The sequence below is a fragment of the Acinetobacter boissieri genome (genome assembly GCF_900096955.1).
Classification (GTDB): Bacteria; Pseudomonadota; Gammaproteobacteria; order Pseudomonadales; family Moraxellaceae; genus Acinetobacter; species Acinetobacter boissieri.
Map to the genome: position 1 here is coordinate 73,948 of NZ_FMYL01000002.1, position 26,091 is coordinate 100,038.

Consider the following 26,091-nt stretch of genomic DNA (forward strand, 5'->3'; position numbering starts at 1 on the left):
CCATTACCACGTATATTTTGGTTCTGGTTAGAATTTCTAGCATTATTGCCTTCATTGTTTCTGTTAGAATTGCCCTCAGATACTCTTCCACTATTGCTATTTTGAGCAACTCTAGTCGAGTTTGAGTTATTTACACTGCTCGCAGAAGTTTGCTGGCGTAGATTGGTTTGCTGTTGACCTGTGATTGATCTATTTTCGTTGCTTTCATTGGTGTTGTTTGCATGTGCAGATGTAATGCAAATAAGTAATGGTAAAGTCGATAAAATAACTGAATTAAATTTCATATTGAAAAAACCTTTTGGGTATCTTTAAATGATTTATATATTGAATGATAACAACTCACCTTAGAGTTGTCTGTTTTTTATTTGTACGATTTAGTTGTGTGCGATGATTTTTCTTGTGTTAATAGTAAGTTAGCTGTTAATTAATTTTTACAATAAAGTAAAAAGCCATGTGTTATCTACATGGCTTTTTCATTAAAACACCAGATTTTCTAAAGCCTGTTTTAAGTAAGGGTCGAGCTCTTGTTGTTTAAGTAACCACTGTACATAGTCTATTGGTAAGTCTTTAATTAAAGTCCCTTTGTGTTTACCAAAGCTTAGTTTTTTAGGAATGCGAGCCTCTTCAGAGGCTAAGTATAATGCATGTATGTTTTGCACGCCCATGGCTGCAATGATATGCATCAAAATATTAGCAGTTAATATAATATCTGCATCGGCACGATGTGCACCTTTAAGGAGTTGTCTTGCTCTTAAGCTGCCTTGGCTGATTTGGTAAATAAGGGCTGAAATATTGTGTGCTTCAGCATCTGGCCAAACATGTCTTGCTAATGCCAATGTACAAATAGGTTTGAGATTAGAGGTGTCTATACCACAACGAGCAATGGCTTGTATGTCATAGTCAATATTATGACCAATAATGTATTCCACTGAATTTGGTAACTGAAAGGTAGTGTAATGTGGTTGATTTACAAGATCCGACTCTAAAATATGGTGTACAGCCATAGATGCAAAAGAGATGGGTTCATCAACCTGATAGAGCTGATCAAAAATTTGTTCTTTAAATAGGCTTAATTGGCCATGTTCTAAGCAAATAGGTGCATATGCAATTTCGATAGGTAATCCATTGAGTGTATGGGTTTCTGTATCTAGAATAATACTTTGCATAGTTGTGAAAACATATTAAACGGAAATATGACTCTAACATTTTGCAAGCTTTGCCACAATCAAGATATGAAGCTGGGTATTTATTAAGCCTTGTAATGCTATATACCGATGTAAAATATTTTATTAGATCTAGATTAAAGTTCCTGCCAAAAAGATATAAACTTCATGTTACAATAAGTGCTAGTTTTAGCACGGCTTAAAAGCCCTAATAAATAGGACCTCGACAATGTTTGCCAACATTTCTATCTCTGAGTTTGATCCAGAATTAGCAAAACAAATCACTGCTGAAGATGCTCGTCAAGAAGCTCATATTGAGTTGATTGCATCTGAAAACTATTGTTCTCCTGCCGTAATGGAAGCTCAAGGCAGTAAACTAACAAATAAATATGCAGAAGGCTATCCTGGTAAACGTTACTACGGTGGTTGTGAGAATGTTGATGTCATCGAGCAAATGGCAATTGACCGTGCAAAAACATTGTTTGGTGCAGACTATGCAAATGTGCAACCCCATGCAGGTTCGCAAGCAAATGCTGCTGTTTATTTGGCTTTACTCAGTGCAGGCGATACTGTGCTTGGTATGAGTCTTGCCCACGGTGGTCATTTAACACACGGTTCAAAAGTAAACTTTTCAGGTAAAACGTATAACGCCGTACAATATGGCTTAAATCCTGAAACAGGTGAAATTGATTACGAAGAAGTAGAGCGTTTAGCATTAGAACATAAACCACGTATGATCGTTGCTGGTTTTTCTGCGTATAGCCGTGTAGTAGATTGGCAACGTTTTCGTGACATTGCAGACAAAGTAGATGCCTATTTGTTTGTTGATATGGCACATGTAGCAGGTCTTGTGGCAGCAGGTCTTTACCCGAACCCTGTACAAATTGCAGATGTAACCACAACAACAACGCACAAAACATTGCGTGGCCCACGTTCAGGTCTTATTTTAGCTAAAGCGAACGAAGCTATTGAGAAAAAATTACAATCAGCAGTTTTTCCAGGCAACCAAGGTGGCCCGTTAATGCATGCGATTGCAGGTAAAGCGGTATGCTTTAAAGAAGCAATGACACCTGAGTTTAAAACCTATCAACAACACGTGGTTAAAAATGCTCAAGTCATGGCAAACGTTTTAATTGAACGTGGTTATGAAATTGTTTCTGGTGGTACAGATAATCACTTGTTCTTATTGTCTTTAATTAAACAAGATGTGACAGGTAAAGAAGCAGATGCATGGTTAGGTGCTGCACATATTACAGTGAATAAAAACTCTGTGCCCAATGATCCACGCTCACCATTTGTGACTTCAGGTATTCGTATTGGTACACCAGCGGTAACAACACGTGGTTTTGGCGAATCAGAAGTATCTGACTTAGCACACTGGATTGCTGATGTACTAGACAGTAAAGGCGATGAGGCAGTGATTGCTACTGTGAAAGAAAAAGTAGCGACAGTATGCGCAAAATTCCCTGTGTATGCATAGGTAAGTAATATATTTAGATGATGTTTTAAATATCATATAATCCACTAAAACCGAGTGAACATTGTTGGCTCGGTTTTTTGCTTTGTGTGGCTGTGTTTAAGTGATATGACACAAAAAAATGATGATAGTTGTTTTGATAATTCTAGGATTTTTTTGCAATCATGGTTAGACTATGCCGCATTGTATTTCACCTGCTGACATAATCATGTGTTATTTGGGTATTTTTATTTGAGAATAGTGAAAGATGAAAGAGTCGTTACGTTTACGTTTAGATCAGTTGACTGATCGCCATGAGGAGCTGAACGCACTGCTTGCAGATGTGGAAGTGATTTCTGATAATAAGCGTTTTCGCACATTGTCACGTGAACATAATGATCTCACTGAACTCACTGAGTTTTGGAAAAAATACCGTCAGGCAGAGCAAGACATTATCACTGCAGAAGATATGTTGAGTGATGCTGACTTTAAAGAGATGGCCCAAGAAGAAATTCGTGAGAATCAAAACTTGCTTAAAACACTTGAAGATCAACTCAATGTTTTAATGATTCCAAAAGACCCTAATGATGCCAATGCTGCTTACCTTGAAGTGCGTGCTGGTACAGGTGGTGATGAAGCAGCCATTTTTTCTGGCGACTTATTCCGTATGTACAGTAAATTTGCTGAAACACAAGGCTGGCGTATTGAAGTGTTGTCTGAAAATGAGGGCGAACACGGTGGTTATAAAGAAGTGATTTGTCGCATTAATGGTGAAGGTGTTTACGGTCGTTTAAAATTTGAAAGTGGTGCCCACCGTGTACAACGTGTGCCTGCAACAGAGTCTCAAGGACGTGTACACACATCTGCATGTACAGTGGCCATTTTACCTGAAATAGATGTAGACACTACAGTAGAAATTAACCCATCAGATTTACGCATAGATACCTATAGAGCCTCTGGTGCAGGTGGTCAGCATATTAACAAAACTGACTCTGCGGTACGTATTACTCATATTCCATCTGGTGTAGTAGTTGAATGCCAAGAAGAACGCTCACAACATAAAAATAAAGCTAAAGCATTATCGTTATTGGTTTCACGCTTAGAAAATGCAAAACGCCAAGAGCAAGAAAATGCGACTTCAGAAATGCGCCGTGACTTGGTTGGATCAGGTGATCGTTCAGAGCGTATTCGTACTTATAACTATCCACAGGGTCGTATGACAGATCACCGTATTAACCTTACATTGTATAAACTAGATGCGATTGTTGAGGGAGATTTAACAGAACTTCTTGACAGCTTACATCGAGAATATCAGGCTGACCAGTTGGCAATGATTGCACAACAAAATGGTGGCTAAAGTCATGCAAGTGGTTGATGCATTAAATTTACGTGGTGATGTCGATAGTTATGAACGCCAAGAGGCGGTTTGGTTATTGGCTCATATTTTGGAGATAGATGGCTTATCCTTGAAATTGCGGCTATCTGAGCGATTGACAGATGAGCAAACTACAGCATATTTAGATGGTCTAACACGTTTAGACAAAAATGAACCTTTGGCTTATATTTTGGGATCACAGCCTTTTTGGACGCTTGATTTAAACGTTACATCAGATACTTTGGTCCCTAGACCAGATACTGAAGTTTTGGTGGAAAAGGTATTGGCTTTAGATGTACCGATACAGGCATCTGTACTAGATTTAGGTACCGGTACAGGTGCGATTGCTTTGGCATTGGCTAGTGAAAAGCCAAATTGGACGATTTGGGCTACAGATATTTACGAGCCGACGTTACAGGTTGCACGTGATAATGCACAAAAACACCAGTTGTCACACGTTCAGTTTTTTCAAAGCCATTGGTATAAAAACTTACCACAAAGTCATTTTGATGTAATTGTATCGAATCCTCCCTATATTGCACCGAATGACTCGCATTTACAGCAATTAAAAAGTGAACCTTTAAGAGCACTTGCGAGTGCAGACAATGGGTTAGCAGATATTGTGGAAATTATACAAGGTGCGACCCATCGATTAAATGCAAGAGGTTGGTTGGCGATAGAGCATGGATTTGACCAGAAAGATGCAGTACAAACACTATTTCATGAAGCAAACTTTAGCTGTATTCAAACTATAAAAGATTATGCAGGAAATGACAGAGTGACGTTTGCTCAGTATAAAATGGGCTTAAATATATAATTTAATTATATTTAAGTGACTGATATTGTTTGACTATATGTTGATTTCTTAATCTGCTGTAGCGTATTACTCGATGAATGACTTGTGCTATAATTATGTGGCAATACATTTGCCGCTGAAGGGGCACAACGCATTTCGTCATAAAAAAGCTGTATTGAACAACTTTTTTCCATGTGTACTTCGCTGTATTTGAATTCAGCTATGTCATGATTTTACTGGTCTGTAAAGATTAAACTCAAAATATTGGCGTTAATTTTACTTATTTGTGAACCACAAATATACATTCTTATCTTTATGCTCCAGTGTTTTCACATCATATTGGACAATGAAATTTAATAGGGGCTATTTATGGCGACTCCTCAACCTTCTGTTGGTTTATTAGAGCGTCTTTTTAAACTCAGCGAAAATCAAACTTCTGTAAAAACAGAGGCTGTGGCGGGTTTAACGACATTTTTAACCATGTGTTATATTATTATTGTTAATCCTTTGATTCTTTCTGCTACAGGGATGGACCACGGCGCTGTATTTGTTGCAACATGTATTGCTGCTGCAACGGGTTGTTTGGTCATGGGTTTATTGGCCAATTATCCTATCGCACTTGCACCGGGTATGGGCTTAAATGCATATTTTGCTTATTCGGTCTGTTTGGGAATGCATATTCCATGGCAAACGGCTTTAGCTGCAGTTTTCATGTCGGGTGTGATCTTTATTGTAATCAGTTTGGTACGTGTACGTGAGCTGATTATCAATGCCATTCCAATGTCTCTAAAGTTTGCCATTGGAGGCGGAATCGGTTTGTTTTTAGCACTTGTTGCATTGAAAAATGCCGGTATTATCGTTGCAAATCCTGCAACAATGGTGGGTCTAGGTAATATCAAAGATCCTAAAGCACTTTTAGCTATTCTTGGTTTATTTATCACGGTTGGCTTACATTACTACCGTGTACGCGGTGCGATTATTATTAGTATTTTAATTATTACAATACTTGCGACCTTTATGGGCTTAAATGAGTTTAAAGGGATTGTGGGTGCACCACCTTCAATTGCGCCAACACTATTACAAATGGATTTTTCGAATCTATTTAGTGCAACTTTAATTGGTGTTATTTTTGTCTTTTTTCTCGTTGACTTATTTGACTCGACAGGGACCCTGGTTGGTGTAGCACACCGTGCAGGAATTATTAAAGATGATGGTAAAATTCCACGTTTAAAGAAAGTACTACTTGCTGACTCTGTTGCGATTGTTACAGGTGCGGCTGCAGGTACATCATCGACTACACCTTATATTGAATCTGCATCTGGTGTGGCTGCAGGCGGTCGTACAGGCTTAACAGCGGTTGTAGTTGCAATATTATTTCTGATCTGTTTATTTTTCTTTCCTCTAGCACAATCTGTACCTGGGTTTGCTACCGCGCCAGCATTATTATTTGTTGCGGTACTGATGATTCAAGGTATTACCAAAATTGATTGGGAAGATATTACTGAAGCAGTACCTGCATTTTTAACCATTGCATTTATGCCATTTTCTTATTCAATTGCAGATGGAATTGCATTCGGATTTATTAGTTATGCAGTAGTTAAACTTGTAACAGGTAAAGCAAGTAGTGTGCATTGGATGGCATGGGTTATTGCAGGTTTATGGGTCTTGAAATTTGCAGTTTATGGTGGCTAAATGACTACTGAATAAGTCATTTTTCAGGGTGTAATTATTTACACCCTTTTTTATTATGAGGTATGGCATGCGTCCACTTGATTTAATTCAAAAACTCCCTAAAGCAGAACTACATGTTCATATTGAGGGGACTTTTGAGCCAGAGTTAATGTTTGAAATTGCTCAGCGTAATGGGGTAAATATTCCATTTAAAAATATTGAAGAGGTAAAGCAAGCCTATAATTTTCATAATTTACAATCTTTTTTAGATATTTATTATGCTGGTGCCAATGCTTTAATTCATGAGCAAGACTTTTATGACCTCACGTGGGCTTACTTTGAAAAGTGTAAGGCGGATTATGTGGTTCATACGGAAATATTTTTTGATCCGCAAACACATACTGCAAGAGGTATTGCTTTTGAAACAGTATTGAAAGGTATATTACGTGCTTGTCAAGATGCTGAACAAAAATTAGAGATTTCATCACAACTAATTTTATGTTTTTTAAGGCATTTAAGCGAAGAAGATGCATTTAAAACACTTGAGCAAGCATTGCCATTTAAACAGCATATTGCAGGTATTGGTTTAGATTCAAGTGAGCTAGGTCATCCGCCATCAAAATTCGAACGTGTTTTTGCTCAAGCAAGAGCGGAAGGCTTTTTAATTGTTGCTCATGCTGGCGAAGAGGGCCCTGCATCTTATGTATGGGAAGCACTAGATTTATTAAAAGTAAATCGTATTGACCATGGTGTGCGCTCAGAAGAAGATGATGAATTGTTACAGCGATTGATTAAAGAGCGCATGCCACTGACAGTATGCCCTTTAAGTAATTTAAAACTGTGTGTTGTTGATGATATGAAGCAACATAATATTAAACGGTTACTTGAAAAGGGTATATGTGTAACTGTGAATTCAGATGATCCTGCTTATTTTGGTGGATATATGAATGACAACTTTATTGCCATTACAAAAGCATTAAATCTGAGTAATGATGACTTAAAAGCATTGGCTATAAACTCTTTTGAAGCATCATTTTTACCAGAAGCGCAGAAGCAATACTGGATTAAATTAATTCAAGCAGAGTAAACAAAGATTTAAAGGCATTGAGTTCTTGATAACTACCAGTTACTCAAAACTTACTCGCAGATTTGCATTATTATTTTTTAAATCGTCACTAAAGTAGGTAGGCTTTTATTTACAAATGCCTATCTACCATAGGAAAATATTTTTTATTAAGTCATTAGAATACGGTTTTAAGCGAGCTTTTATGAAAAAAGCATTTCAGTCGTTTTTTTCTGATAATGTCTTATTAATCCTGTTTTTAAATTTAAAACCATTTATGAGTATTTATAAAAAATAAATAATTTAAATATATACAGCTATCAAAAATTGTCTTTTTTAAAATCATATTTAGCATAGTTTACGGTGAAGCCTCACATGAATCATTTTAAAGTCTTATGTTCTCTTTAAAAATATTAAAGATAATATTTTAAAGCTTTAATGTATTTCAGTGAGTGCTTCATCTGATGGGTGACTGTTTAGAAGAAATTTATGATATGCAATTACAGCTTTTAATTATTGATTTTTCAATTACTTTAACGACTGTAAACAATTGATCATTAATTAAAATACTTTGATTTACTTGTGCTTGATCAAATACTTTATATAATTGAAAGTGAATTAAGACATCGTCTTCGGCGTCTACCCAAAAGTGGCTTGTGTGGATATTGCCTTGTTGATCTGTGACGGTTTCTTCGACACAATTTAGCCTTAGAAAAACCATTTTGCTCGATTGCAAAAAGACAGATGAGTTATTCATCAAATACCTAATAGTTAAATATATACCGAGTTATTTTAGTATTTTGTATATCTATTTTACTCAACAGATATCTTGTTTTTTGTTAAAAAAAAATATATTTGTACGTAATTACTTACAAGAAAAGATCACTATTTAGCCAATATCTAAATAAAAATATTAATATCATATGGTTACATAATTTTACAAATAATTAGCTTAATTTTTAAGCACTATCAATCATTGGTTATTTTTAACATACTTCTTTTTTATCATTTCGAGATAAGTAATGTGAGGTTACATTTTTTATGTTATTCAAGTATTCGTACAGATGATCACGAAAATTTATTAGAAGAAATTACTAATATTTTACAGGTTGCACGTGTATTTAATAAAAAGCATCATATTACGGGTGTATTGTATTATTCGCATGGACAATTTTTTCAGTACATTGAGGGATTTAAACCTACCATCGAAAATTTGTTTGATCATATTGCGGTTGATAAAAGACACCATGCTATTCATTATTACGGTACTTTGCCAACAGAACAAAGACGTTTTAAAGACTGGTCAATGAAGTATGTGAAAGGCGATTCTCGAATAAGGGCATTTTTAGAGGAAAGAGAAAAAAATTATCCTGTTTCTTACCATGTGGTTGAAGATAATTTAATTGTATTTATTGAGGAACTAATCCTGATTGAAAAGAGTGGTGATACATAAAAGACCATCTCATTAGGTGAATTTGTGTTAGATTGATCTATAGCAATTCGATTTCTTAATTTTTCTAAGAAAGAACGGTATTTGATTACTTATTACATCTTTTTAATAGGGTCATATACTCGTGAAAATACAATCTTCTTACTTTGGTTTAGTGGTTCTACAAGAGGATGAAACTTTAGTTGAAACACTACATTCTCTCCAAAATCTCATTCTTAATTTTTCTCATACAAATCATATTACCGGTGTTTTTTATTACGCAAATCTATCTTTTTATCACTGCATTGAAGGTGAGTCGGATGTCGTTGAAAGGCTATTGTTCGCGTTAAATAAGTTAAATAAGTTAGGATCAATTACACATATAAATACAATTGATGATTTAAATGAATCACTATATTCTGAATGGAGTATGCGATATGTTAAAAAGGAGTCAGTCATATTTGGTTTTTTTAAGGAGCGTAATATTTTTCGATTTACTCCTTTATGCCTTAGTAAGAAAGATCAAAAAAAATTAGTTGATGTGATTGCAACACAATTTACAATAGCTAAGAAGAAAACCTATAAAAGAGGATATAAAGTTCGAAATTTGATTCTATAGTGATGATGCCTTTACTCACTGTTCAAAATAAAATGGAGAATGTATCGTAGATCTATCTTTCCTTGTTTCATATAGCAAGTTGATTGTTATCTAAATATTTATAATTTAAATAGATTTTTTGAATATTTGTTTTCGCTAATAATTTGATGGTTTTAATAAAGTTACTGAATTTTAGTAGAATGGAGCTATAGATATCTTCTGATGTATTGAGTTTATTGAAGATATCTATAGTTTAGATATAACGATAGTCGTTCAACAGAAGTGTAATGGCTTAATACTTATAATCTGCTGATTCATATACTAAGTTATTAGTGTGGTAATTTTAAGTTGATTTTTATCAATTGATGTATCTTTTTTTGAAATAAAATAGGCTTGGGCATCAGATTTAGATGCTACTGCTTTTAATAAATGTCCATCTTTAAAATGAAGCGCAACACCATCATCTAAAGCATAACCAAACGGAATCTGATCTTTTTCAAGATATTCGATGTATGTTGAAACTCTAGACTCCTCCGAATCACAATGAGGGCAAAAACTGCCTGTTAAAAAACCTAAACCATTTATAGGAGATAATTTACCATGGTATGAATCTGTAATACCTGCTTCAAACCAACAAATGATTCCAGCACTCACTCCTGCGAGCACGATTCCTTTTGTCATGCATTTTTCTAAAATTTTTGGAATTCCCCAAGCTTCCCAAAGGGCAAGCATATTTTTTGTATTTCCTCCACCGACATAAATAATATCCATACCCAATAAGAAAGACTCTATATCTTCTGTTTGCGGTTTGAATAAAGAGAGGTAAAATGGCTGACATTCATGTTGAGAGAATGCTGAAAAAAACTTAGATATATAGTCTTTATTGTCCCCACTGGCTGTTGAAACAAAGCATATTTTAGGTTGTTTTATGCTAGATGAATCTAATATATATTGATCTAAGAGCGAGTTATCTACTTCTGTAGAAAAACCGCCACCACCCATAGCGATAATTGTGCCTTTCATTTTAAACTCTTAATTTATTGGTAAATATTACATTCCCAATGTACTTGGTTTTATATACTTAATTCATTAAATGATTGATCTTTTTTCTGCAGCAATGATTACACAGTAGCGTAGTTAAAATTTTGTGTACTAAGCTAAGCTACAGATTTATTTATATACTTAGAATTAATATAACGATAGTAACTGTAAAATTAATATAATACAGCATGTAAAGTAGACATATTAGACCAAAACTTGCCTATAAAGATAGCATGTTGAGTGGAAGGAATAGAGAAAAGTTACTGCAAATTATTATTGTGAAATTATTTGTTGTTTAGAAAAGATATCTTTTTAGAATAGTGGTGTGTCGTGTAGGTAAAAATATAATCATTCGAGTTAAATTTACTAGAAGTAGATACATTGACTTGAAGGTTCAAAAATGAAATTTGATTGTTTTATTTATAAAAAATACTCGTAAAACAATACAAAAGGCTATTTCTATTAAAAAATCTATTTAGCAATATATGTTTAAAGTCATGTAGTGAAGATTAAAACGTACGCTTCCATGTTCAAGTACATTGATGGTTTAAACAAATGTTTTGATGTGCTTGAACATGATGATAATACTTTTAGGGTCTAAAAATGTGATTATTTATGCGACCAAAGATTCATTATATGAAAAAATTTTCATTTTATTGAATTAAGCTTTCTCCAATGACTTTAAGTAAATTGATACTTTGTCCAATAATCGCTGTACGGTAACTTTCGTATCTTGTATCTGTTATTGAGTTATCATCGCGAGTACCACCACCATTTATAACAGTACCATCATAATAGTAGTTCATCACAGGAACATGAACATGACCTGCTGGAATATTGAGCCCCATCACATCACGTAGTAATGTATTACGGTATCCAGACTCATTGGATAAATAATCACCGCCGCCACCACGACGAGCGCACCATGTTGGATCAGGATCTTTGACAGTCGAAAGGTCGGGCATTTTATTGACTACACCATGCCATGCTTGATTAATCGTACTATAGACACTACAGTCTGGAAAGTAAGTGTAATTGGTATGCCATGTTACATCAAAGCCTTCTGTACCTTCACTTGTAGCACCAATTGGTCGAACAATTCCACGTTGCGTCTGACTCTCTAATATTTTTTTATACGGTAAAGAGGCCTTAGTAAATTGTGGTGGAGAATCTTTTATCCACTGTGAAGAGGTGTTGGATCTGTACCAATCCTCTTGTACTACAATGTTACAACCAGAGCCAATGTGTGTAATTGGCTCAGCATCTACGCTGATTTGTGTACCAACAGCAAGAACATCTTTGGGTAAACTGTTTGACTGACAGTAGATCATTCCATCGTTACCCGGATAGGTGCCGTGGTAGCGCCCATTATATTGTTCTAGCCAAAATATGTTGCTGGCTCCTTGGCTCATGGTAATAGATGCATCGACACGTTGAGGGCCTTTTTTAAACCATGGGCCCAGTGTATCTTCTTGCATACCCTTCCTAAATGGGTCATAACTTACAGGTAAGATATAAGACTCAATATGTAAAATAGAACCATCTGAGAGCGTAAACTCTTTACCGTCTAGTGCCAGTGCAATTGCACCAGTTGGATTGCCATTACGTAGCCCCATATTGACTTCTCCAGGCGTACCAAGGGTAAATACGTCAAATCCACTGATGATCATACGGCGATAAACTTTGCCATTAGCGGTTGTCCCTTTAGGCAAATTAATATCATTTTGGCCCCGTGAAGATTTTTCAAATGCCCATTGTAGTTGCTCTTTTTGTTTGAGAGTAAGGGCAAAATGAGGATTCCATTGGCGTAAAGCTTTGGTCATTTGAACACGAGTCCAATACAACATACGATCTTCGCTAGAAGGTAAGGTTTCAGAGGGTTTACGTACACGTTTATTTTGTGCTCGATCTACAGCAGCACGCCAAAGTTGTTCGCCTGACCTATTCACTGTTTCCATTGCCTGCTTAAAGTTACTCAGCGTTGTCGTACCATCTTCAGCACAAAGAGATGCTTTAAATGCAGGAGTAAAATCTTCAAAACCAGTACCATTAATAATACGTGTGGCCAATGGGGCCGAGTTATTACCTACAACATTTATACCAGAGTAGGGTAAGGGTGTTTCAAGGCGACGTTCTTCATAACTGAGGGGAACAGAGGTATCCCATGTACAAGTAGTTTTAGGCGCTAGATTGGATGTCGTAATATTTTTTACATATTTTTCATTGCTACATGAGGCCAACATGGCTAAAGACATGACAGAAATCATGCATCTGTATTTTATTTGCATTGGTAAATATTCCACCATGTTTTTATTTAGTATTATTAATATATGAGTTTTATGATTAATTCTAGCTCTTTTAGGATTCGGCCTAAAAGAGAGAATCTTTTTATTGTTGAAATGATGCAGACGATGCAAAAAAGTATATAAAATTGAAGTGGGAAAGAAGGCTTGTTTTAATGACTAAAAATTTTTTGATCTCACTTTTTGCTGTATATTCCCCGCTTTCGGAATGAAAGAATGTCTGTCACCGATTGTCTTGTCACTTATTTATTTGCAGCTTTACTTTTAACTATAACGCCCGGTCTAGACACTGCATTGATCTTACGTACATCAACGCTTGATGGTGCTAAAAAAGCATTTCAAGTGGCTCTAGGAATTGATACGGGGTGCTTTATTTGGGGCATTGTCGTTGCTTTTGGGTTAGGTGGTTTATTGATCGCATCTGAAATGGCATATAATTTGTTGAAGTGGTGTGGCGTAGCTTATTTATTGTGGCTAGGTGGCCAGCTCTTGTTTAAACCAAGGCAATTGTTTGAGCTAGCGAATGGTCAAGCATCAACGAATAACTGTTTTTTGAGAGGAATGCTGACTAATGCTTTAAATCCCAAAATGGGAATATTTTATCTCTCATTTTTACCACAGTTTATTCCTACAGGGCATTCCCCAATAGTTTGGACATTTTTGTTGGTATTTATTCATGTATTGATAGGAACAATCTGGTCATTAATACTTATTTTTGCAACACGTTATGTTTCTGGTTTTATTAAAAACTCAATATTTATTAAATGGATAGATCGTTTGAGCGGTGGGCTATTTATCATCTTTGCAATAAAGCTTATCTTGAGTACACATTAATTTTAATTTTATAAAAGTATGTTGAATAAAAGACAGGTAAATATTTGATAAAATAGGGAAATGCAAATAACTTTACATATTAAAATTTTTGCCTGTCTAAATGATAGTATAAATAAGAACGGCTAGACGTAGCGGTTGAATGGAGTGGTTTTAGTAAGGTTTTGCGTACTCTCAGCTAGTTTTTTATGTACTTCAGGCAAAGAAAAACTATTATGAATACCTTGAGGTCGATAAATTTTGAATATTTATGTTATGGGTCATAAGAAAAATAAATGGTGATTAATTTACACCCAGTCAACCATGAGTATTTCATGTAATCTCGGTGCTCCTCAATATTCGCTGACGAAAAAGTGTAATCATGCTCTCAAAGAAGAAAAATATGTCTCTTTTCTCGATACATCATCGACTATCTAATAAAAATATAGCCGATGATGGTTCCAATGATTGAATAAACGATCATTATAAAAAATACAAACCATGTTTTATTTTCACGTTTTAAAAATTCGATGGTAGCTTGCTTAATGTTATTTCTTTTATGTGGACGTTGTTCGCTCATTGATGTATCACTCATTGAAGGCTTAACGTGATTATGTGTGTTTTATGATATAAAACATAGCAACAGAATTTCTAAAAAAAAATATAACAGATCGTAAGTAGTTACTTTATCTGTTATAGTTCTCAAGCACTGTTTTTACTTGTTTGAAAATAAAAAATATATAACAAATAGTTACTTAAAATAATTTTATTCAAATTTTTCTAAATGCTGTGCTTTAAAAATAAAAAAGATGGGAGCCGTAGATTAAATAAATATATACAAATAAGAGTTCTTACTGAGAGGGTAAGCATCTGTGTAATTAACTTTATTACGAATGGGTATTTACCTCTGTGCAACCAATAATTGTAATAAACATTAAGGCGATCATCAGGTGTGAAAATTTTCTTATATACATGTGAGTAATGTTATGGCGTAAATACTATTTTAAATACTTAAACATTAGAATAACCACTCTGAATACTAAATAGATCACAACATATAAGTTTGTACTAGTCTGTTATGAGATAAGCAAAGATAGATTTTAGTTAAAATGTAGTCTAAATTTGTGAGTATAGATATTTTATTTTTATAAAATCAGTCAAAATACAGCACTTAATAACAGAGATTTACTTGATCATGATAAAAATACTACCACTCATTCCTTTTATTCTTGCTTTGTCCGCATGTGCGGTCGATGGTACAGCAACGACTGGACAAACAAATACCAATCAAAATACAGCGCAACAGCTTGGCGTAACTGCCTTAAAGATTGCGATTAATGCGAAATGCACGACTGAGTTAAATAATACTGCGGCTTGGAAGGTGGCTAGTCAAGTGATGACCACGGAACAACAGCAAAATGCGCAAAATCAAGTATGTGGTTGTGTGAGTGATAAAGCAATTGAGAACGTTAATGTAGTAGATCTTGCAACAGCGGCTTTTGATCCTGCAGCTCGTACAAGTATTGCTACAAAAGCGATTAATAACACTGTACAAGCATGTGTTGCGGAAAGCTTGAAACGATGATGATTGCAGGTGTAGACGAAGCGGGAAGAGGTCCTTTGGTTGGGTCGGTAGTTGCAGCAGCAGTTATTTTAGACCCTAATCGACCGATCCTAGGTCTAAATGATTCAAAAAAACTGAGCGAGAAGAAGCGTGAGCAATTGTTTGTAGAAATACAAGAAAAAGCACTTGCGTGGTCTATTGCTGAGGCGAGTCATAGCGAAATAGATCAAATGAATATTTTACAAGCGACTTTTCTAGCTATGCGCCGTGCAGTAGCGCAGCTTTCTATAGTACCTGATAAAGTACGAGTAGATGGTAATCAAAAAATTAAAGGCTTAGCATTAGATTGCGATGCAGTGGTTGGCGGAGATGCATTACACCCAGAAATTAGTGCTGCTAGTATTTTAGCCAAGGTATATAGAGATCGTCAGATGGTACTTCTAGATCAAGATTATCCGGCGTATGGTTTTGCAAAACACAAAGGATATCCGACTAAAGCACATCTTTTAGCAATTGAACAATATGGGATTTTGGCAGAGCATCGGACCAGTTACGGGCCAATTAAGAAGCGGATTGACTCAGTTTAGTGAGTAGAGGTAGGTAAACCCAAGCGTTATAATTTCTTGGGTATTTACCACAATCGGAATGGATCAGGTGTAATCAGGTCTTATTTATCTTGATGTAACTCATCATAAAAAGATGGCTGATAGGCTTGATCAATTTGTTGCAGATGCTCGTGCATAGCACGCTCATGTTGGATACGTTGATAAATTTCTTCACGGTGTACAGACACTTCTTTGGGTGCATTGACCCCAATGCGTACTTGGTTACCTTTTACACCAAGTACAGTTACACTCACTTGATCCCCAATCATTAAAGTTTCTCCGACACGTCTAGTCAGAATCAGCATGTTTATCTCCTTGCTCAGCGCTAAACCTGCAGTTTTTTTTACCTATAAAGCATATGCAAAAAGTGAACCACAACTTTGAAAAAAGAGTTGAACAACCTGCACACTCTTATTTTCAAAAATATTAAGACTTAATATAACAGAGCCACTTTATATAAAATAGAGTGGCTCTGAAAAAAATATGAGTAATCCGATGTCTAGTATCGGACTTTTCACTAAAAACTAATTAAGCACGTGCACTACTTTCGCCGTGTTCACGATCTAGGCCAAAAGCAGTATGTAAACAACGGACTGCAAGTTCTAAGTAGTTTTCTTCAATCAGAACGGATACTTTAATTTCAGATGTAGAAATCATTAAAATATTAATGCCTTCCTCTGCAAGCGCTGTAAACATTTTACTCGCAACACCTGCATGTGAGCGCATACCTACACCAACAATAGATACTTTTACAATATCTTCACGGCCAGCAACTTCACGTGCTTTAATGTTCTGAGCAATTTCATCTAAAATGCTTTTTGCTTTCGCATAGTCGCTACGATTAACAGTAAATGTGAAATCAGTTGTCCCATCTTCTTCGATATTTTGTACGATCATGTCGACTTCAATGTTGGCTGCACTGATTGGCGATAAGATTTTAGAAGCAATACCGGGTTCGTCAGGAACACCTAGAATCGTTAACTTTGATTCATCACGGTTAAATGCAATACCTGAAATGATTGGCTGTTCCATGTTGTCTTCTGCCTCGGTAGTAATAAGTGTACCTACGTTTTGTTTAAAATCTTCATCAAAAGCACCATCATTGTCATTGTCGAAACTTGACAATACGCGCAAAGGTACTTGGTATTTTCCTGCAAATTCAACAGAGCGGATTTGTAGTACTTTAGAACCCAGTGATGCCATTTCTAACATTTCTTCAAATGAAATACGATCGATTTTTTTTGCTTTTGAAACAACGCGTGGATCGGTCGTATATACGCCATCTACATCAGTATAAATTTGGCATTCGTCTGCTTTAAGTGCAGCTGCAAGTGCAACACCTGTTGTATCTGATCCACCACGGCCGAGTGTTGTTGTATTACCTAACGTATCAACGCCTTGAAAGCCTGCCACAACAATGACTTTACCTTGTTCTAAGTCTGTCGTCATAAGGTGGGTGTCAATAGATTCAATGCGTGCTTTGGTAAATGACTGGTCGGTTTTAATGGCGACTTGACGTCCTGTGTAAGATTTTGCACGTACACCAATTGAGTTGAGTGCCATTGCCAACATGGAAATCGTCACTTGTTCACCTGTAGAAACCATTTGATCAAGCTCACGTGGTTCTGGTGTTGTGGTAATGGCCTTAGCGAGGGCAAGTAAACGGTTCGTTTCGCCACTCATTGCAGATACAACGATCACAACTTGGTGACCGTGATCATGCCAACGCTTTACACGGCGAGCGACATTTAAAATGCGCTCGGGTGTACCCATTGAAGTCCCACCATATTTTTGAACGATTAATGCCATAGTTATTCCATATAAGCATGACCCTAAGAGGCATTTAGGGTCTATCAGTTACACAAAAGTGAAGTTTTAGTGACTTTCAAGCCATGCAGGCAGTGCTGCAATGACTTGGTCAAACTTCTCGTTCAGTGGTGCGCCACCTTGTGCGAGGTCTGGCTTACCACCACCTTTACCACCAAGCTCTGTTGCGAGATACTTGATAATATCGCCTGCTTTTAATACAGCAGTGTACTGTTTGGCCACAGAAGCCAATAAGCTGACTTTATCGCCATCAACTGCAATTAAAACAATCACTGCATTGTCTAACTTTGATTTTACACTGTCATGTAAATGACGCAGTGCTTTTGCATCTGTATTTTGCACAGTTGCGACTAAAGTAGAACGCCCTTGAATTGTTTTAACGTCTTTGATGAGCTCAATTGCATGTAAATGCGCTAATTTTTGATTCAGTTGGTCGAACTGTTTTTGTAATACGCTGCTGTGTTCAATTTGAGCATGTACTTTTTCAACAGTTTGGTCTTTTTGTGCTTTAAGTAACGCATTGACTTGATGAATAGTGCTCTCTGCTTTTTGTACTGTGCTTAAAGCATGTAAGCCTGTAACAGCTTCAATACGGCGTACACCTGCAGCAACACCACCCTCTGAAGTGATTTTGAATAAACCAATTTCACCTGTGTGGTTCACATGAATACCACCACACAGTTCTACAGAGAATGCTTTGTCATCTTTTACTGTACCCATAGTGAGTACACGGACTGTCTCGCCATACTTCTCACCAAATAGCATCATTGCACCTTTGGTTTTTGCGGTTTCAATGTCGAGTACTTCGGTCACTACAGCAGTATTTGCCATAATTTCTTGGTTGACACGGCGCTCAATCTCTTGAAGCTGTACAAGGTCAATGGCTTGTTCATGTGAAAAGTCAAAACGAAGCACATCTGATGCAACTAAAGAACCTTTTTGTGCCACATGTGTGCCCAAAATTTCACGTAAAGCTGCATGTAGCAAGTGAGTTGCTGAGTGGTGTTTAGAAATGGCTTTACGAAGCTCAGGCTGTACGATTGCATCTACTTTTTGCGTAGTACTTAAACGGCCAACAGTGACCACACCTTGGTGTACAAAAGCATTACCTGATTTTTGCGTATCAATAATTTCAAAAATACCTGTATCATTTTTGAATGTACCTGTATCGCCCACTTGGCCGCCACTTTCTGCATAAAATGGGGTGTGGTCAAGTACGATGAGTGCTTCATCACCTTCATTGACTTCATTTACAGGTTGACCATCTTTGTAAATGGCAATAATTTGACCCTGACCTTGTGTTGCAGTGTAGCCGTCAAATTGTGTTTGGGCATCAACTTTCACAATACTGTTATAGTCAACTTTAAATTTACCTGCATCACGTGCGCGTTGGCGTTGTGCCGCCATTTCAACTTCAAAGCCTGCTTCATCAATGGTGAGTTCACGTTCACGGGCAATGTCTGCAGTCAAGTCAGCAGGAAAACCGTATGTGTCATAAAGTTTAAACACGACTTCGCCAGCAATCACTTTACCTTTAATGTTTGCAAGTTCTGTTTCAAGTACTTTTAGGCCTTGCTCTAGGGTTTTTGCGAACTGTTCTTCTTCTTTGATGAGCGCAGCTTTAATACGTTCACTGTTTTCAATCAGTTGAGGGTAGGCTTCACCCATCACATCAATGAGGGGTTGTAGCATTTGGTAGAAGAATGTACCTGTTGCACCCAGTTTGTGACCATGACGAATGGCGCGGCGAATAATACGGCGCAGTACATAACCACGACCTTCATTGCTTGGATTCACACCATCTGCAATAAGGAAACAGCATGAACGTGAATGGTCTGCAATCACACGTAAAGATGGTTGACCTTGATCTTCAATACCTACAACTTGAGCTGCTGCTTGTACAAGGTGTTTGAACAGGTCAATCTCGTAGTTCGAGTTCACGTGTTGAAGTACCGCAGAAATACGTTCTAAGCCCATGCCTGTGTCTACAGAGGGAGCAGGCAGTCGTTCAAGTGAACCGTCAGCAGTACGGTTAAACTGCATAAAGACATTGTTCCAAATTTCAATAAAACGGTCGCCGTCTTCTTCTGCTGTACCGGGCAGTCCACCCCAAATGTGGTCGCCGTGGTCATAAAAAATTTCAGAACATGGTCCGCATGGGCCTGTATCACCCATCGTCCAGAAGTTATCTGAAGCGTATAGGCCGCCTTTATTGTCGCCAATACGGATGATGCGATCAGCTGCGAGGCCAACGTCTTTGTGCCAAATATCGAATGCTTCGTCATCGGTATGGTAAATCGTGACATAAAGTTTGTCTTTTGGGAGTTGTAGCGTAGTCGTTAAAAACTCCCATGCAAACTCAATCGCTTGTTTTTTGAAGTAATCACCAAATGAAAAGTTACCTAACATTTCAAAAAATGTATGATGGCGAGCGGTATAACCGACATTGTCTAAGTCGTTGTGTTTACCACCTGCACGCACGCATTTTTGTGCTGATGTTGCGCGAACATAGCCACGGTCTTCTAGACCAAGCAGACTGTCTGTGAACTGGTTCATGCCTGCATTGGTAAATAATAAAGTTGGGTCATTGCTCGGAACGAGAGAGCTCGAAGCGACACGTGTATGACCTTTAGTTTCAAAGAAATGTAAGAAGGCTTCACGAATTTCAGCGGACGTCATAAAACGTGTACTCACAACAAGTCACTCCATTTGGTTTTATAGTGTAGTTTGTAATCTTGGGCTTGGGCGATCTAAGGGCTTTGATTACAACATAACTGTTAAATTTTAAAGACTAAAAGTATAACTAAAAATGTGTATATGACCAATGATTTTACAGATAAAGCCATACAAATGTACCAATAAGAGGCATAGATGTATTCTTAGTTAAAAACTTTAAGTAAGATAAGCCCCATTTTTGAATAAAATGATGAAAAAAGGAATAAATCATGCAACGTATTGCACTTAATGGTTTTGGTCGTATTGGCCGTAATGTGGTTCGTGCATGGTTTGAACGGGAAAAGCCATATGATTTTGTAATTATTGCAGTGAATGATGTGGCTGATCTTGGAACTTTGGCACATTTGTTCAAATATGATTCAACACATGGCACATTTAAGGGCACAGTGCAGGTTGTACAAGAAGATAAACGGGCATATTTAGAAGTTGCTTATTTAGGGCGGCATTTAAAAATACAATTTTTTCAACAAGCTGACCCTGTGACATTGCCTTGGCAACAACTTAATATAGATGTTGCACTTGAGTGTACGGGACTATTTCGTTCTTATGCAGATGCATCAAAACATTTACAGGCAGGTGCAAAACGGGTCATTGTTGGTGCAGCACCATTTGATTATGTCGATGCAGCGATTGTATATGGTGTGAATCATAAAGACATTAAAGCCACTGATCGCGTGATTTCGAGCGTGTCTTGTACCACGCAAGCATTGGTGCCACTAGTTAAGGTGTTAGATGACTGTTTTGGTGTGGAAAGTGCTTTAATGACAGAAATACATGCAGTGACCACAGACCAAGCCGTACTTGATCATGCACACCGCGATTTAAGACGGGCACGTGCATGTGGGCATAATATTATTCCAACAACATCGAGTGCATTGGGCGCTTTAAAACGAGTCATGCCCAAGATGGAGCACCGTATACATGGTTATTCCATTCGTGTACCGACTTTAAATGTGGCGGCTATTGACCTCACGTTTGTGGCACAATCTGAGATCGATGTTGATCGTTTAAACCAAGCATTTCAACAGGCGGCAATGCATGATTATAAAGAGATTATGGCGTGTACTTCTGACTATTTAGTGTCGAGCGATTTTAATCATTTACCACAATCATTAATTGTTGATTTAACTCAAACCATGGTGGTGGGTCGTCAAGCCAAAGTATATGCTTGGTATGACAATGAGTGGGGGTATGCCAACCGGTTACTTGATTTAAGTCAAATTTTAGCCAGTGTAGCATTGCCTCAAAATATCTGTGTTTAAGCGCCAACTAAGACCATACGTAAAATAGCAGTCGATGCAATGCTAATGACCACAGTTGGGAGTAACGCAAACCGCATGGCAACCAGTGCAGTAATGATAATGGCAATAAAATCTGCCAAATGTTGCGTGGCAAAGTACGGTGCAATGACTGAAATGAGTACGCAGCCGGGGGTGATTTGTAGCAATTTCTTTTGGCGTATAGATAACTCACGGTTTTTGAGTAGTAGATAGCCGACGACACGGGTGGCGTAAGTGGTCATAGCAACGCAAAGTATTGCAATAAAAGTCGGTAAGTAAATCATGCGTTGCTCCTTTTATTTTTTAATGGTGATGAATGCAGTGGCTATACCACAGGCTGTGCCTACAGGTACATGCCAACCCGAAGGTAGGTAAAGATAAGCGATAATGGCGGCCCCTAGACTGATGACCCACGGCAAAGACGCTTTGACTGACGGTAGCATACTGCGTAAAAGGACTAAAAAAATAGCAGGGAATGCCATGTCAAAGCCCCATTTACTAATGTCACCCAGTGTTGAGCCAATGGCACCACCGAGTGTGGTAAATAAAACCCACATTACATATAACGCAAAGCTAATTCCTGCATAAAAAGGCATGCTAAAAGCTTCTTTGGGCGGGAGGTAATTTCTTTTTTGTGCATCTGAGACACTTAGAGCCCAGACTTCATCACACATAAAAAATAAAGCAGATAAGGCTTTTTTATTGGGTAAATGTTTTAAATAGGGTACAAGGTTGGCCCCCATTAACAAATGCCGACTATTAATCAGTAAAGTCACAAACATTAGCAGTAAAATTTGAGGTGGATTCGTCCAGACCTCTAAAATTGCAAACTCAGAACCACCTGCAAAGTTTAGTCCCGTCAGTAAAGGAATCTCTAATATGCTAAGGCCTTTATGTGCAGCTTGTGTACCAAGTACCAATGCACACGGAATCAGCCCAATTAAAACTGGAATAGATGCTTTTAAACCTCTTTTAAACTCAATCGCTTCAGAGGTTTCTTGTGGCTGTTGGCGGGTATTTCTAAGCGTAAGCATATCTGTCATACATAAAGTGTTATTTTTGAGTTTGTCTATTTTATGCGTTGCTATGGGCTATTATTCGCTAAAATTAGCTTATTTTTGCTTGATATTGGTATAAAAAACTAATAATAATATAAAAATTAAATGATAGTGCTAAAGGTTGTGTTGGTGGATCAAATTGACCGAAGAATTCTACGTGAGTTACAGCAACAAGGGCGTTTAGCCAATAACGAGTTGGCACAAAAGGTGGGGTTATCTGCTTCGCCATGTTTACGCCGTGTAAAGCAACTTGAAGATCAAGGCATTATTCAAAATTATGTTGCATTACTTGATCCGATTAAAGTGAATTTGGGTTTAACGGTATTTGCACGAATTTGGTTGAAAGAGCAAAGTGCTCAAACCGTCAATCAGTTTGTTGATGCGGTCAAAAATTTACCTGAAGTGTTGGAGTGTCAGCTCATGTCTGGTGATTGTGATTTTTTTATGCGAATTGTGACTGCCGATTTAGAAGCATATCGTAAGTTTCAAATTCAGCATTTAAATAAAATTGCAGCCATACAAAATATTAAAACGGAAATTCCACTACAAAATATTAAGCAAAGTACTGCACTGCCGATTTAACGCATAAAAGCTGTGCGCTATTTGACTGATTTGCAAAAATCACAGGTGCATGGCTAAAACTATCATGCTACACTTCAGTATGTCGGGTGCGCCCCGATTTTTTTATGTGGATTTTTTTCTACGTTGATCAGATTTTAGGTTCGAAACATGCCGATTTCAGAGACATGGCTGTTACCTGATGGGGTAGCAGACGTATTACCAGAACAAGCACAAGTCATTGAGTCGCTACGCCGACAATCACTCGATTTCCTTGCACAGCGAGGCTATCAGTTGGTGTATACGCCATTTATCGAGTATATCGAATCGCTGTCTTCATTGTCTGAAGCCAACCAAGATTTAGACTTGGTGAGCTTTAAAGTCATTGACCAAATGTCAGGTCGTTTATTGGGTATTCGTGCCGATATGACGCCGCAAGTGGCTCGAATAGATGCCCATGTACATCCCATTGAAGGGGTTGCACGTTACTGCTACTCAGGTACAGTTCTACACACCAAGCCACAAAATTCAAGTCCATCTCGTACACCTTTGCAACTGGGTGCTGAGTTATATGGCCATCAAAGCATTGCTGCTGATGTTGAAATGATTGATGTGATGCTTGGATTGTTGCATAACACGTTTAAATTACAACATACGCATTTAGATTTAGGCCATGTTGGCTTATTTAAAAGCTTAGTGAAATATGCGCAGCTTGATCAAGATAATGAACGTCTTTTACACGATTTGTATCAGCGTAAAGCCTTACCAGAATTAGAAGCAGTCACCAAAACATTGCCGTGTGGACAAGATTTTTACATGCTCGGTCGTTACTCTGGTGATTTAATCGCACTAGAAACACATTTAAGTGCGGATGTATTGGCAGATGTTGCCTTTAGTGATGCACTACAAGTACTTAAAACAACAGTATTTGAAATTCAGCAACGCTGGCCAAAGTTATCTATTGGTCTAGATGTGGTCGAGTTACGCAGTTACCACTACCATACGGGACTAATGTACGCCATATATGTACCAAACCGTGCAGAGCCATTAGCACAAGGTGGTCGTTACGATGGGATTGGTCAACACTTTGGTCGTGCGCGTCCTGCAACAGGTTTTAGTTGTGACTTGTATGCCTTATGCGCACGTCAGTTTGAAAAAATTGATACAGTGGTTGCGCCTGCAGGTTTAGAGAAAGATTTAATCGGTGCGATTGCGCAGGCTCGTCAAGATGGCCATGCAGTTGTACAGTTACTCGGTAGTGATGATTTAAGCTCAGTACCTTTTGCAACCCATGTGTTGGCGTTGCAACAAGGTCAATGGGTAATGAAAAAAATTGAATCAGTTTAGTTGGCTAAACTTGATTTGTACTGTTAACAGCATGATGTAATGAGGCAAAATATGGGCAAGAATGTTGTGGTACTGGGTACCCAATGGGGCGACGAAGGTAAAGGTAAAATTGTCGACCTGCTCACAGATCAGGCGGCTGCCGTTGTTCGCTATCAGGGCGGTCACAATGCAGGGCATACATTGGTTGTAGGTGGTAAGAAAACTGTATTGCACCTTATTCCATCGGGTATTTTACGTGAAAACGTACTTTGCCTTATTGGTAATGGTGTTGTACTTTCGCCTGCAGCACTCATTGAAGAAATGGCAATTTTGGAAAAAGAGGGCGTGCCTGTAACAGAACGTTTACGCATTTCTCCAAACTGTCCTTTAATTTTGCCGAACCATATTGCGCTTGATCAAGCACGTGAATTGAAACGTGGCGATGCTAAAATTGGTACAACAGGTCGTGGTATTGGCCCTGCATACGAAGATAAAGTTGCACGCCGTTCAGTGCGCGTTGCAGATGTGATTCGTGGTGGTGAACCACTTGAGCAATTGCTAAAAGAAATGTTGGATTTACATAACTTCCAACTGACACAATACTATGGTGTAGAAGCTGTGAAGTTTGAAGATGTACTTGCACTGTGCAATACATGGAAAACTGTACTTGAACCATTAGTCATTGATGTAACTGAAACATTGCATCAGTACCGCAAAGCGGGCAAGCCAATTATGTTTGAAGGTGCACAAGGTTCGTTGTTAGATATTGATCACGGTACATACCCGTACGTGACCAGTTCAAATACAACAGCAGGCGGTGTGAGTTCAGGTTCAGGCATGGGTCCATTACATTTAGACTATGTTTTGGGTATTACTAAAGCATATACCACACGTGTGGGTAGTGGTCCATTCCCAACAGAACTTGTTTACGATGCTGCTGCTGACAAAGGTGATGAAATTGGTAAACACCTTGGCGTGATTGGTCATGAGTTTGGTGCATCTACAGGTCGTCAACGTCGTTGTGGTTGGTTCGATGCTGAAATTTTACGCCGTTCAGTTGACGTAAACTCGCTTACAGGTATTTGTCTAACTAAGCTTGATGTATTAGATGGATTAAAAGAAATTAAAATCTGTGTAGGTTATGAAGCAGTTGAAGGCGAGTGTATTGGTTCTTCTGACGCAATTGCATTTGCTCAGCTTAAGCCAATTTATGAAACATTGCCTGGTTGGGAAGGTTCTACAGTCGGCTTGACGCAAGTTGACCAATTGCCTGCAAATGCATTGTCTTATGTAAAACGTATTGAAGAGTTGGTCGGTTGCCCAATCGACATTATTTCTACAGGCCCAGACCGTGCAGAAACAATTATTTTGCGTCATCCATTTGAAATTGCTTAAATATAAATAGTTTATAAAAAAGGCCGCAACATTTGTT

Annotated in this window: 22 protein-coding genes; 14 read left to right on the forward strand and 8 right to left on the reverse strand. The window is 37.6% G+C overall.

What is annotated here, in order from left to right:
* Positions 1 to 476 precede the first annotated feature (476 nt).
* Positions 477 to 1,166 (reverse strand): putative quorum-sensing-regulated virulence factor, encoded by a 690-nt coding sequence (locus BLS38_RS02515; RefSeq protein WP_092746770.1) that lies wholly within the window; start codon positions 1,164 to 1,166, stop codon positions 477 to 479.
* Between the two features lie 226 nt (positions 1,167 to 1,392).
* Between BLS38_RS02515 and glyA the strand changes: the two genes are divergently transcribed.
* The 7 genes from glyA (at position 1,393) to BLS38_RS02555 (ending at position 9,572) form a co-directional block, all read left to right on the forward strand.
* Positions 1,393 to 2,643, forward strand: coding sequence for a serine hydroxymethyltransferase (gene glyA, locus BLS38_RS02520; protein ID WP_092746771.1), 1,251 nt, complete (start codon positions 1,393 to 1,395; stop codon positions 2,641 to 2,643).
* A 244-nt stretch (positions 2,644 to 2,887) separates the two neighbouring features.
* On the forward strand, positions 2,888 to 3,976 hold the full coding sequence (gene prfA / locus BLS38_RS02525; RefSeq protein WP_092746772.1) for a peptide chain release factor 1: 1,089 nt from the start codon (positions 2,888 to 2,890) through the stop codon (positions 3,974 to 3,976).
* Between the two features lie 4 nt (positions 3,977 to 3,980).
* Positions 3,981 to 4,811 (forward strand): peptide chain release factor N(5)-glutamine methyltransferase, encoded by an 831-nt coding sequence (gene prmC / locus BLS38_RS02530; RefSeq protein WP_092746965.1) that lies wholly within the window; start codon positions 3,981 to 3,983, stop codon positions 4,809 to 4,811.
* Positions 4,812 to 5,159: 348 nt separating this feature from the next.
* Positions 5,160 to 6,482 (forward strand): NCS2 family permease, encoded by a 1,323-nt coding sequence (locus tag BLS38_RS02535; RefSeq protein ID WP_092746773.1) that lies wholly within the window; start codon positions 5,160 to 5,162, stop codon positions 6,480 to 6,482.
* A gap of 67 nt (positions 6,483 to 6,549) precedes the next feature.
* A complete protein-coding gene (locus tag BLS38_RS02540; protein WP_092746774.1) occupies positions 6,550 to 7,548 on the forward strand; it encodes an adenosine deaminase in 999 nt (332 codons plus the stop codon).
* Between the two features lie 1,000 nt (positions 7,549 to 8,548).
* On the forward strand, positions 8,549 to 8,977 hold the full coding sequence (locus BLS38_RS02550) for a BLUF domain-containing protein (protein WP_171258516.1): 429 nt from the start codon (positions 8,549 to 8,551) through the stop codon (positions 8,975 to 8,977).
* 121 nt (positions 8,978 to 9,098) lie between these two features.
* On the forward strand, positions 9,099 to 9,572 hold the full coding sequence (locus tag BLS38_RS02555; protein WP_092746777.1) for a BLUF domain-containing protein: 474 nt from the start codon (positions 9,099 to 9,101) through the stop codon (positions 9,570 to 9,572).
* Between the two features lie 300 nt (positions 9,573 to 9,872).
* On the opposite strand, the gene BLS38_RS02560 is transcribed toward BLS38_RS02555, so the two are convergent.
* Together BLS38_RS02560 and BLS38_RS02565 are read right to left on the reverse strand one after the other, a co-directional pair.
* Entirely contained in the window at positions 9,873 to 10,574 is a 702-nt protein-coding gene (locus BLS38_RS02560) for a Type 1 glutamine amidotransferase-like domain-containing protein (protein ID WP_092746778.1), read from the reverse strand.
* Positions 10,575 to 11,245: 671 nt separating this feature from the next.
* Positions 11,246 to 12,880: a hypothetical protein gene (locus tag BLS38_RS02565; RefSeq protein WP_244518141.1), complete on the reverse strand. Its 1,635-nt coding sequence runs from the start codon at positions 12,878 to 12,880 to the stop codon at positions 11,246 to 11,248.
* 231 nt (positions 12,881 to 13,111) lie between these two features.
* Between BLS38_RS02565 and BLS38_RS02570 the strand changes: the two genes are divergently transcribed.
* The 3 genes from BLS38_RS02570 (at position 13,112) to rnhB (ending at position 15,856) form a co-directional block, all read left to right on the forward strand.
* A complete protein-coding gene (locus tag BLS38_RS02570) occupies positions 13,112 to 13,729 on the forward strand; it encodes a LysE family translocator (protein ID WP_092746779.1) in 618 nt (205 codons plus the stop codon).
* Between the two features lie 1,171 nt (positions 13,730 to 14,900).
* Complete coding sequence (locus tag BLS38_RS02575; RefSeq protein ID WP_092746780.1) at positions 14,901 to 15,290, forward strand: hypothetical protein; 390 nt, start codon at positions 14,901 to 14,903, stop codon at positions 15,288 to 15,290.
* Positions 15,290 to 15,856 (forward strand): ribonuclease HII, encoded by a 567-nt coding sequence (rnhB, locus tag BLS38_RS02580; protein WP_171258529.1) that lies wholly within the window; start codon positions 15,290 to 15,292, stop codon positions 15,854 to 15,856. Before BLS38_RS02575 ends, rnhB begins: the two co-directional genes overlap by 1 nt.
* Positions 15,857 to 15,936: 80 nt before the next feature.
* Here the strand turns inward: rnhB and csrA are convergent, their stop codons facing one another.
* From csrA to alaS, 3 genes are all read right to left on the reverse strand, one after another.
* Positions 15,937 to 16,179 (reverse strand): carbon storage regulator CsrA, encoded by a 243-nt coding sequence (csrA, locus tag BLS38_RS02585; protein ID WP_092746782.1) that lies wholly within the window; start codon positions 16,177 to 16,179, stop codon positions 15,937 to 15,939.
* Positions 16,180 to 16,402: 223 nt separating this feature from the next.
* Positions 16,403 to 17,683, reverse strand: a complete 1,281-nt coding sequence (locus tag BLS38_RS02590) for an aspartate kinase (protein ID WP_092746783.1) — start codon at positions 17,681 to 17,683, stop codon at positions 16,403 to 16,405.
* Positions 17,684 to 17,749: 66 nt separating this feature from the next.
* Positions 17,750 to 20,395 (reverse strand): alanine--tRNA ligase, encoded by a 2,646-nt coding sequence (gene alaS, locus BLS38_RS02595; protein WP_171258517.1) that lies wholly within the window; start codon positions 20,393 to 20,395, stop codon positions 17,750 to 17,752.
* A 251-nt stretch (positions 20,396 to 20,646) separates the two neighbouring features.
* Between alaS and BLS38_RS02600 the strand changes: the two genes are divergently transcribed.
* A complete protein-coding gene (locus tag BLS38_RS02600; RefSeq protein ID WP_092746784.1) occupies positions 20,647 to 21,699 on the forward strand; it encodes a type I glyceraldehyde-3-phosphate dehydrogenase in 1,053 nt (350 codons plus the stop codon).
* On the opposite strand, the gene BLS38_RS02605 is transcribed toward BLS38_RS02600, so the two are convergent.
* Together BLS38_RS02605 and BLS38_RS02610 are read right to left on the reverse strand one after the other, a co-directional pair.
* The gene (locus tag BLS38_RS02605; RefSeq protein ID WP_092746785.1) at positions 21,696 to 22,001 is read right to left on the reverse strand and encodes an AzlD family protein; all 306 of its coding nucleotides are present in this window, start codon (positions 21,999 to 22,001) and stop codon (positions 21,696 to 21,698) included. The two genes, BLS38_RS02600 and BLS38_RS02605, sit on opposite strands and share 4 nt — an antisense overlap.
* 12 nt (positions 22,002 to 22,013) lie before the next feature.
* Positions 22,014 to 22,751 (reverse strand): AzlC family ABC transporter permease, encoded by a 738-nt coding sequence (locus BLS38_RS02610; RefSeq protein WP_092746786.1) that lies wholly within the window; start codon positions 22,749 to 22,751, stop codon positions 22,014 to 22,016.
* Between the two features lie 153 nt (positions 22,752 to 22,904).
* On the opposite strand from BLS38_RS02610, the gene BLS38_RS02615 reads away from it, so the two are divergent.
* The 3 genes from BLS38_RS02615 (at position 22,905) to BLS38_RS02625 (ending at position 26,054) form a co-directional block, all read left to right on the forward strand.
* Complete coding sequence (locus BLS38_RS02615) at positions 22,905 to 23,357, forward strand: Lrp/AsnC family transcriptional regulator (RefSeq protein ID WP_092746787.1); 453 nt, start codon at positions 22,905 to 22,907, stop codon at positions 23,355 to 23,357.
* 147 nt (positions 23,358 to 23,504) lie between these two features.
* A complete protein-coding gene (locus BLS38_RS02620; RefSeq protein ID WP_092746788.1) occupies positions 23,505 to 24,680 on the forward strand; it encodes an ATP phosphoribosyltransferase regulatory subunit in 1,176 nt (391 codons plus the stop codon).
* Positions 24,681 to 24,731: 51 nt separating this feature from the next.
* A complete protein-coding gene (locus tag BLS38_RS02625) occupies positions 24,732 to 26,054 on the forward strand; it encodes an adenylosuccinate synthase (RefSeq protein ID WP_092746789.1) in 1,323 nt (440 codons plus the stop codon).
* The last annotated feature ends 37 nt before the right edge of the window (positions 26,055 to 26,091 follow it).

Coding starts and splice junctions, on each gene's coding strand:
- BLS38_RS02540 (WP_092746774.1), top strand. CDS start 6,550: ATGCGTCCACTTGATTTAATTCAAAAACTCCCTAAAGCAGAACTACAT.
- rnhB (WP_171258529.1), top strand. CDS start 15,290: ATGATTGCAGGTGTAGACGAAGCGGGAAGAGGTCCTTTGGTTGGGTCG.
- BLS38_RS02620 (WP_092746788.1), top strand. CDS start 23,505: ATGCCGATTTCAGAGACATGGCTGTTACCTGATGGGGTAGCAGACGTA.
- BLS38_RS02535 (WP_092746773.1), top strand. CDS start 5,160: ATGGCGACTCCTCAACCTTCTGTTGGTTTATTAGAGCGTCTTTTTAAA.
- BLS38_RS02560 (WP_092746778.1), bottom strand. CDS start 10,574: ATGAAAGGCACAATTATCGCTATGGGTGGTGGCGGTTTTTCTACAGAA.
- BLS38_RS02610 (WP_092746786.1), bottom strand. CDS start 22,751: ATGCTTACGCTTAGAAATACCCGCCAACAGCCACAAGAAACCTCTGAA.
- csrA (WP_092746782.1), bottom strand. CDS start 16,179: ATGCTGATTCTGACTAGACGTGTCGGAGAAACTTTAATGATTGGGGAT.
- prmC (WP_092746965.1), top strand. CDS start 3,981: ATGCAAGTGGTTGATGCATTAAATTTACGTGGTGATGTCGATAGTTAT.
- BLS38_RS02570 (WP_092746779.1), top strand. CDS start 13,112: ATGTCTGTCACCGATTGTCTTGTCACTTATTTATTTGCAGCTTTACTT.
- prfA (WP_092746772.1), top strand. CDS start 2,888: ATGAAAGAGTCGTTACGTTTACGTTTAGATCAGTTGACTGATCGCCAT.
- BLS38_RS02590 (WP_092746783.1), bottom strand. CDS start 17,683: ATGGCATTAATCGTTCAAAAATATGGTGGGACTTCAATGGGTACACCC.
- BLS38_RS02625 (WP_092746789.1), top strand. CDS start 24,732: ATGGGCAAGAATGTTGTGGTACTGGGTACCCAATGGGGCGACGAAGGT.
- BLS38_RS02600 (WP_092746784.1), top strand. CDS start 20,647: ATGCAACGTATTGCACTTAATGGTTTTGGTCGTATTGGCCGTAATGTG.
- BLS38_RS02605 (WP_092746785.1), bottom strand. CDS start 22,001: ATGATTTACTTACCGACTTTTATTGCAATACTTTGCGTTGCTATGACC.
- BLS38_RS02515 (WP_092746770.1), bottom strand. CDS start 1,166: ATGCAAAGTATTATTCTAGATACAGAAACCCATACACTCAATGGATTA.
- BLS38_RS02575 (WP_092746780.1), top strand. CDS start 14,901: ATGATAAAAATACTACCACTCATTCCTTTTATTCTTGCTTTGTCCGCA.
- BLS38_RS02565 (WP_244518141.1), bottom strand. CDS start 12,880: ATGCAAATAAAATACAGATGCATGATTTCTGTCATGTCTTTAGCCATG.
- glyA (WP_092746771.1), top strand. CDS start 1,393: ATGTTTGCCAACATTTCTATCTCTGAGTTTGATCCAGAATTAGCAAAA.